The organism is Mycobacterium sp. 4D054, assembly GCF_052245755.1.
In the GTDB taxonomy this organism is placed as follows: Bacteria; Actinomycetota; Actinomycetes; order Mycobacteriales; family Mycobacteriaceae; genus Mycobacterium.
This window is the reverse complement of record NZ_JBQQCF010000110.1, coordinates 1-4,351: the sequence shown is the minus strand read 5'-3', so window position 1 is coordinate 4,351 and position 4,351 is coordinate 1. Positions and strand designations below refer to the sequence as shown.

The window sequence follows — 4,351 nt, the reverse complement described above, 5'->3', positions numbered from 1 at the left end:
ACCTACGGAGTGCCTTCCCGCTTTGTGAACATGGACCCTAGACAAGTCACATTTTCTCAAACAGGACAGGCACTTCCGTGCATTACAGGTCGTGTCAACAGCCTATTTCACGAAACGTCGAGGCTAGTCCCTGGCCTGGGACGGCTGAAGCGCGAAACTCTCACTGAAACCTCACCTTTGACCAGGTGGACAGACGTTGACCAGCGGTTTTGTCGACGGCTCACGATGGCAGCGAATACACGCCGCCGCCCTCGCGTGCCAGCATTGACCATCATTGTCCCGAATCATGTTGCTGCTCAATATGTCTAGTCATCGCCGCTGCTTAGCATGGCTGGCATGACCCAGACAGCAGCTAACCGGCGTGAACGCCGCAAGCAGGAACGCAACATTGCCAAGGACGTTGCCCATCACCGCGCCCGCGTCGCCGGACTTGCCCGAGGTGTGCGCAGCCCCGATGACCCCGAACTAGTGGAGGCACGCCGAGCCATGTTCAGAGCGCAGCAGACCGTAGCCGCTCACGCGGTGCTGGACTCAACCGAGGCGCGTGTCAGCGGCGACCCCGACCGCATGACCGAGATTCTGCGGTCAGCCGGGGTGCCGGTAGCGGTGATGCTGCTGGAGTCCGTCGAGCTGCTGGCCTACGTGGTGTCGCTGTCCGACCGGCCTTCCGAGGTCCTGTCGGCGCTGCGGGGCCGGGTCGACGGCGCATCCACCGACTGAGAAACGAGACCCCGGCGCGGGTAGGTCGTCGCGCCGGGGTCTCAATGAGTCCAAGGGAAGAAGGACAAGCCCAATGCTAGACCGAGGATCGGACGACGTTCCGGCCCAGCTTGCGCGACGGCGCGACGCCGCCCACCGCTCGGAGCCGCTGGCGTGCGGCTGCCGCGACCCGTGGCCGTGCTACCGCCACGACGGCGTGCAGCCGGTGACCGGGCATCAGCTTGACGGGTGGTCCGCAGCTGCGCTGCATCTGCTCGACTGCGGGCTGAGTCCCGCTGTGCCCGTCGATGTCGCGCGCCGGTTGTGGCGGCGCGGTGGCCGGGATCGGCTGCTGGCGCAACGTCTGCATGGCGGCTGCTCGGAGCGTGCCGCGTGAGCCGCAAGCTGCTCGGTGTCCTGGACGACGGGCGCGAGGTGTACGACAACTCGCCGCGTCCTCTGGTCGCCGCGCTGGAGCTTGGGCACGGCACACTCTGCGGCACGAACGGCAGCGACCCGTATGCCGACGTGCCGCCGCCTGCCGAACCGCCTGACAACGCCGCCCAGGACGATGACGAGCGGCCAGCCGGTACCGGATCGGAACGCGCGACCGCGAACGGGCAGCAATCCGACTCCCTTCTCGCCGAACTACTGTCGGCAGCCCAGCTCGACGCCATGACGTTCGACCCGCTGGTCGAACACGTACCGCACCTTGTGGTGGAGGGGTTCGGGATTCTGGCCGGTCCACCCAAGGCGGGCAAGAGCTGGCTCGCCGGTGAAATCGCGCTCGGCTGCGCCCAAGGCGGCACCGTGCTCGGCGGTATCAACGTGCAGGCGCGGCACGTCCTGCTGCTGGCGCTGGAGGACGGACCCCGGCGACTCCAGGCGCGTATGCGCCGACTGAACCACGGCCAGCCGCTCCCGGCTCGGCTGCACATCCTGACCAAGGTGAAGCCGGGGCGCGTCATCTCCACGATCACCGAGTGGCTGGAGCTGCACATCGGCGACGAGACCTCGCCGCTGGTCATCCTCGACACCCTCGGGAAGGCGCGCCCGCAGCGGCGTGCAGGCGATGACCCGTACATCGCTGACTATCAGCTCGGCGGCAAACTCAAGACCGTCATCGACGCGGTGCCGGGTGCTGCGCTGCTCGTCGTCCACCACACCCGCAAGATGAAGGCTGACGACTGGCTCGACACCCTCTCGGGCACACAGGGAATCGCAGGATCGGCTGACTACGTTCTCGTGCTCTCGCGCAAGCGCAAGAGCGCCGAGGGTGTGCTAGCCGTGACGGGCCGTGACATCGCCGAGAACGAATACGCCGTCAAGACCGACGACGGCATCTGGTCGCTCGACGGCATGGACATCCTCGACGCTGCCGCCACGGTTGCCACGCGCGCCGAGCGCGACCAGCAGTCGCGGTTGGGCAGCCGGTCAATGGACACCTTGCAGTTCGTGAACTCCCGGTCCACCACCACCCCGGCTGAACTCGCCGAGCACCTCGGCATCGACAACAACAGCGCCGGGAAGGTGCTCCACCGGCTCACCGACGACCAGTACATCAGCAAGGTGAGCCGGGGTACGTATGCACCTGTCGAAAGTGTCGGAACTGTCGAAAGTGCAGACCAGGGCGCAGATTACGGGCAACCGAATCCGACACCACCTGTCGGAAGTGTCGGAAACACGACGAACGGAATTACCCGCTCACCAGCGAATACGACACTTCCGACAGATACGACACTGTTCACTACCGGCGCGGAGGACCACCCGTGAACGGGTACCGCTGTCCAGGCTGCCCGAGCCTGCACCCCTGTTTCCCCGGCTGTGAAACATCGGGCACACCAACTGATTCCACGCAATCGCCGAGCAAGTCTCGTGCGCAGATGAGCGAGAACAGGTGTCGCGCTCGCTCGGCACGATGGACACCGAGGAGACCCGATGATGACTGACCGCGACGCTTCCGCGTTGGTGATCGACGCCGCCCAGCTCGTCGCCATGCAGGACACCACCGCCGCCTTGTCCCTGCTGCACACCACCGACGCCGACCACCGGCACCTCCAGCACGCCGCGCTGGCCGTGCTGGCATTCGTGCTGTCCGGTGAGGGTGCGCCGGAACGGTTCGCCGAGCTGCGCGCCCAGGTCCAGGAACTCGCCCTCCAGCACGGGGCCGACGACCGGCAGGTGATTCTCAACCTGGAGGTCGTCAGCACCGTGCAGGCCCTCACCGAGGGCGACACCGAGCGCGCCGACATGATCATCTCCGGCTCGGTGTTCTCGCCGATGAACTTCGCGTGGTGCGCCGTCTGCCTCACTGGCCAATGTGTGCGCGGCTGGCTCGGCGACGATCACGCCGCGTTCTGGCCGGGGCTGCGCCGCCACTACGGGATCGGCGGTGCCGCATGAGCGCCCGTCTGACGGTCGCGGAACCGGGCACAGTCGGGCTGATCGCCGAGATTCTGCGCGGCGTGCCCGCGCTGCCGGGTGCGGCCTGCATCCGCAAGGCCGGTGTTTTCTCCGACCGCCGCCGCATCGGGGAGGCGAAAGCGATATGCGCGCGGTGCCCAGTGATCACCGCCTGCGACCGCTGGGCAAGCGCGGAGCGCGGTCTTACAGGCGTCGTCGCCGGGGAGATACGCGGCATCGTGCGCGCGGATGATGGGGACGACGACGAAACCGCAACGGAGGCACTATGACTGACAATGTTGACCTGTCGGGTATCGGTGCTCACCGACCCTGCCCAGCACGCGGCATCCTCGTGTTCGACCACCTGCCGCCCGTGGTGCAGAACGCCGAAGATTCTCGGGCCGACGCGGATTTTCGCGCGAGACATTGGCGGTCAAACGTGACCACCGAGCGGCCCGCGACGCCGACCGAGCGCGCGTTGCTCGCCCACCTCGGCTACGAGCTGCCCGAGGTTCTGCACACCCGCGTGCAGTGGCTCACAGACGGCGTGCGGCGCAGATCATGGCCGCAGATACCGGCCACCCTGGAAGGACTGGAACCATGACAGTGACAGACAATGCGAACAATGTTGCTGGACAGCAGGACTCGCCGCCCGACGCCCAGGCCGGCCACCCTGGACCTGCCAGCACGGACGACAACCGCCCGCCAGCGAGCGAACCCGACGACGACCAGCACGACGATGACCAGGACGACGAGCACGACGACGACGGCAGACGCACCAACCGGGAGAAGCGTTACCGGCTGCGCCTGCGCGACGCCGAACGCCAGCGCGACGAATTGGCCGACACCCTGACCCGCACCCGACAGGCCATCGTGTCCTCGGTCGTGGCTGGCAGCGGATACGCCCCAAGGGTCGCCGAACTGGTCGCCGCCGACATGGACAACCTGCTGGACGACAACGGCATCCCCGACGCCGAGAAGATCGTGAGCACCCTCGCTGCGGTCGTGGCTGACTACGGTTTCGCCCGCCAGCCGAGAACGCCAGCGCCGAACCTCCAGCAGGGTTCCACCAACGGTGGAGGCGGTGCGGGTAAAGCGTCGTGGGCAGGCGCGATCAAGGGCAGCTAGTGTCCTGAGTCATTAATTGCGATCTAGTTGTTAGACTGGGTTGTGCCGACACCTCATGCCGCGAAGATTGTCTTGACCACTGACGAGCGGGCCGAGTTGGAGGGGTGGGCGCGGCGACGAT

7 protein-coding genes are annotated in these 4,351 nt (G+C 66.6%); all 7 read left to right on the top strand.

The genetic code is table 11. The features are described 5' to 3' along the window. Window positions 1-336: 336 nt before the first annotated feature. A complete protein-coding gene (locus tag ACTWP6_RS29940; RefSeq protein WP_443189603.1) occupies window positions 337-720 on the top strand; it encodes a hypothetical protein in 384 nt (127 codons plus the stop codon). 73 nt (window positions 721-793) lie between these two features. Then, a complete protein-coding gene (locus tag ACTWP6_RS29935; protein ID WP_443189602.1) occupies window positions 794-1,096 on the top strand; it encodes a hypothetical protein in 303 nt (100 codons plus the stop codon). Then, on the top strand, window positions 1,093-2,472 hold the full coding sequence (locus ACTWP6_RS29930) for an AAA family ATPase (protein ID WP_443189601.1): 1,380 nt from the start codon (window positions 1,093-1,095) through the stop codon (window positions 2,470-2,472). The genes ACTWP6_RS29935 and ACTWP6_RS29930 overlap by 4 nt, the downstream gene beginning before the upstream one ends. A 165-nt stretch (window positions 2,473-2,637) precedes the next feature. After that, on the top strand, window positions 2,638-3,102 hold the full coding sequence (locus tag ACTWP6_RS29925; RefSeq protein ID WP_443189600.1) for a hypothetical protein: 465 nt from the start codon (window positions 2,638-2,640) through the stop codon (window positions 3,100-3,102). Then, window positions 3,099-3,392 carry a WhiB family transcriptional regulator gene (locus tag ACTWP6_RS29920; RefSeq protein ID WP_443189599.1) on the top strand — a complete coding sequence of 98 codons (294 nt, stop codon included), beginning with the start codon at window positions 3,099-3,101 and terminating at the stop codon, window positions 3,390-3,392. Before ACTWP6_RS29925 ends, ACTWP6_RS29920 begins: the two co-directional genes overlap by 4 nt. Further along, window positions 3,389-3,706 (top strand): hypothetical protein, encoded by a 318-nt coding sequence (locus ACTWP6_RS29915; protein WP_443189598.1) that lies wholly within the window; start codon window positions 3,389-3,391, stop codon window positions 3,704-3,706. The genes ACTWP6_RS29920 and ACTWP6_RS29915 overlap by 4 nt, the downstream gene beginning before the upstream one ends. After that, entirely contained in the window at window positions 3,703-4,230 is a 528-nt protein-coding gene (locus ACTWP6_RS29910) for a hypothetical protein (RefSeq protein ID WP_443189597.1), read from the top strand. The genes ACTWP6_RS29915 and ACTWP6_RS29910 overlap by 4 nt, the downstream gene beginning before the upstream one ends. Window positions 4,231-4,351: the final 121 nt, after the last annotated feature.

Excerpts from the sequence above, each read along its gene's own strand:
- ACTWP6_RS29940 (WP_443189603.1), top strand. The coding sequence starts at position 337 with ATGACCCAGACAGCAGCTAACCGGCGTGAACGCCGCAAGCAGGAACGC.
- ACTWP6_RS29935 (WP_443189602.1), top strand. The coding sequence starts at position 794 with ATGCTAGACCGAGGATCGGACGACGTTCCGGCCCAGCTTGCGCGACGG.
- ACTWP6_RS29925 (WP_443189600.1), top strand. The coding sequence starts at position 2,638 with ATGATGACTGACCGCGACGCTTCCGCGTTGGTGATCGACGCCGCCCAG.
- ACTWP6_RS29920 (WP_443189599.1), top strand. The coding sequence starts at position 3,099 with ATGAGCGCCCGTCTGACGGTCGCGGAACCGGGCACAGTCGGGCTGATC.
- ACTWP6_RS29915 (WP_443189598.1), top strand. The coding sequence starts at position 3,389 with ATGACTGACAATGTTGACCTGTCGGGTATCGGTGCTCACCGACCCTGC.
- ACTWP6_RS29910 (WP_443189597.1), top strand. The coding sequence starts at position 3,703 with ATGACAGTGACAGACAATGCGAACAATGTTGCTGGACAGCAGGACTCG.